Annotated in this window: 2 protein-coding genes and 1 rRNA gene; 2 read left to right on the top strand and 1 reads right to left on the bottom strand. The window is 34.9% G+C overall.

Annotated elements, in window-relative coordinates:
* Positions 1-761 precede the first annotated feature (761 nt).
* Positions 762-1,595, top strand: coding sequence for a hypothetical protein (locus ACMZ42_RS26840; protein ID WP_415733389.1), 834 nt, complete (start codon positions 762-764; stop codon positions 1,593-1,595).
* Positions 1,543-2,280: a tetratricopeptide repeat protein gene (locus tag ACMZ42_RS26835; RefSeq protein WP_415733388.1), complete on the top strand. Its 738-nt coding sequence runs from the start codon at positions 1,543-1,545 to the stop codon at positions 2,278-2,280. Before ACMZ42_RS26840 ends, ACMZ42_RS26835 begins: the two co-directional genes overlap by 53 nt.
* Before the next feature lie 686 nt (positions 2,281-2,966).
* Here the strand turns inward: ACMZ42_RS26835 and rrf are convergent.
* A 5S ribosomal RNA gene (rrf, locus tag ACMZ42_RS26830) occupies positions 2,967-3,056 on the bottom strand; the annotation flags it as partial.

Raw genomic sequence — 3,056 nt, 5'->3', positions numbered from 1 at the left:
ATCAAACTCTCCATAAAAAGAAATTTGATTAGCTCAAATTGTTTTGCTGGCATCATGTTTGATGTCCAAAATTTTGTTTCGTTCACTAACTCAAGATTAGCTACTAAAAACTATATTGATTACGTTTTGCTTGTTCAGTTTTCAAGGTTCATTTCGTTACCACTTTCTCAGTAGCAACTCTTATATAATATCATGTCGTTCGCTAGATGTCAACAACTAATTTATTTAAGATAATTGTTTTTTAGTAGCTGTCTTAACGACTTGTATAATATTACACCCTTAATTTAAAAAGGTCAACACTTTTTCTAAAAAAAATATAGTTTTTCATTTCACTGAGAAACTTACTATATAAATGATAACAAACCCTATCCACATTTTTAGTCTTCTTTTTCATTGTCAACATTATAAATGACTCTGTATTTTAAGGCACCTTTTATTATTTTCCCTGTAGCCGGTTCTACAAAATTTTGTATCATTTGTTCATCCATCATCGGCGAATCATAAATCTCATAATCTTTTATTTGCCTAAGAAGTTATCGATAATTAATATCGACATTATCGGACTTGCTCAGCTGAATGAGCGCATTTAGTTTGTTACGTGTTGTTTCGTTACGCTACACTTGTGATTTTTACTACTTCACTTTTTTAGTTTCTTTTAATGCTTTGAGATCACTGGCATTCTACTTAGTTGCTTCCGGTTACAAAGTCGTAACCTGCTCTTGGCTACAATTGGATTAAGAACACAAAAGGGAGATGGCAATATGAATATATTAAATTTAGAGTTAATGACAGCAACAGAAAAAGTAGCAGAGGCATTGATAATGCGAGGATTATTTATCAAAGTTAAAGACAATGTATTATTGTTCTCAAAATGCAATAAAAAAAATGATGTTAAGGATGTACAGTTTGTACTGAATCAATTAAATATCCCATTTATCATGCATGGCGAACATGGACTTGAAATTCTAGTAAACCAAATGCCTACTATTAAAATGAAAAAGATTTTAACAGCTGGCGGAGATCCATTTTCGATTGATGCAGCAGCTTATCATCAGTACTGGAGATTTTTCACATGTCGCAATTACGGATTCCGGATAAATACATTTCAATTAGAGTATAATATGGCTCGCTTTGTAAAAGCAGCAAACTTAGCTGGTATTGCTACATACGCCGGCTGTAACGGTCACCTAAAAAAATCACCTCGCTTTCAATTTGCAGGACCATTTATGGCGGCATGGTTTGTAGCTGTAAAGCAACGTTATTTCCAAGATATAAAGTTGAACTATGATTGGAAAGTTGTATATGATGGCTTTACTGGTGCTGAACTACTTGCAACATCCAAACAGGGATGGTGTCAGCATAAAATTCATGAAGATACATTAAAAATGGCGTTTTTATTAGAAACACACGCTACAGAAATTCGTGATATCAAAGAAAAGTGCTTTAAACGAACGCAAAAAAATATAACACGAAAATGGGTTGATAAAAAAGATTATACAGCTTTAGAAAATTGGATGATGACAATAGCTTGGGGGAATGAAGATGTCATTAACAAAAATGGCCTTACTAGAAAGACAAACAATATGGCAATCTGAGGAAAACGATACGGACGAATGGTATGAAAAAGGCATTAGTCTATATAATGATTTAAGACGGGTAGATCACTTTAACTTTGCTCACTATACTGAACAACAAGCTAATTTATTAATTGAGCAAGCAAGGAATGAAAAAATTCTCCTCGGTAATATGCAAAGAGCTGAGAGACTATTAAAGCAAGTAATTGATCTCACACCTGACCATCCAGAAATTCACTATAGACTTGCCTTTATAAACTCCAATTTTAAAAAATGGGAAGCGATTTTGTTTTATGCGAATGAAGCGTTAGATCAAGGGATTTCAGAGGAGGAAGAAATTAAATTATCTGCTTTAATGGGGTATGCCTATAGTAAAATTGGCTTAGTACGTCGTGCAAAGGAACAATTTGACCATGCCGAATCACTTGATAAAAACAAAGAATGGTCGTTGTTTATCGAAAAGTATAAAGAACTAAGCAATGAACGGCGAGCGTTAACAAAGCAACAACGCGAAGAAAAGGATGACTCCATTAATATTGCTTTGGAAAAAACGCATGAAAATCTGTGCTGTATTCTTAATCTATATTCACATCATAACTGTTTAATTACTAGAGAAAATGAAATCAAATTAAGTTTAAAAGAAGCAGAACTCTTAGCCTTTCTTCTTAAAAATCAAGAACAACCTATTTCAAGCCAAAAATATTAATTCATCTTTGGCCCGATATTGCACTAGGGAACCCTAATTCTACGGTCGTAAAAAGATATATATCATCACTACGAAAAAGTCTATCACTCGCATTCAGCGAGTACTCTGGTAATGTTTTGATTCGATTTGAACAATCAGGATACAAAATATACTTACCAATCGAAGTGATGGTGTTTAAAGGCGTGAATTTTGGCCGATTGACTTGTCATTAAGCATAAGTACATTTGAGACTCCCACCCCTAAAGGGACAAACTGACTAAAATCAGACGGGATTCCTGAGTAACTAAGCGTTCGCAATCCATTTCTGTTTTGAACAGCTCTCAAGGTTGGGGTATACCATTACCCCTCCCTATCCAGTGCATATAGCAAATAGGGCTACGCTACTGTTACCATCGCGTATAGTTGGTTTCGTTCGATGTGTTTTAGCGTCTTTTTCGTGACGGCATATATTGTATAAGCGTTTTTTAAAGACTTTTACTTATCTAATATCCTCCAGCACATGTATACCTTCCCTTGTCGGTGCCACTGGAGCTTGTACATTAATCTTTTAACATTTCCTTAGAAAATACTTCACTGCCTCCCTTTGATTTGAAAGTAACAATATAACTTTTGTTTTCCAAAGGTCAATGGATTATTTATTTTCACAGAAAAAAAAGCCGAGGAATAAATCCTCGACTTTTCCAGGTGCCTAGCGACGTCCTACTCTCACAGGGGGAAGCCCCCAACTACCATCGGCGCTAAAGAGCTTAACTTCCGTGTTCGGTATGGGAACGGGT

It is taken from the genome of Lysinibacillus sp. NPDC056185, from assembly GCF_047737915.1.
GTDB lineage: Bacteria > Bacillota > Bacilli > Bacillales_A > Planococcaceae > Lysinibacillus.
The sequence above is the reverse complement of the archived record's forward strand: the minus strand, read 5'-3'. Positions and strand labels throughout refer to the sequence as shown.

Excerpts from the sequence above, each read along its gene's own strand:
- ACMZ42_RS26840 (WP_415733389.1), top strand. The coding sequence starts at position 762 with ATGAATATATTAAATTTAGAGTTAATGACAGCAACAGAAAAAGTAGCA.
- ACMZ42_RS26835 (WP_415733388.1), top strand. The coding sequence starts at position 1,543 with ATGTCATTAACAAAAATGGCCTTACTAGAAAGACAAACAATATGGCAA.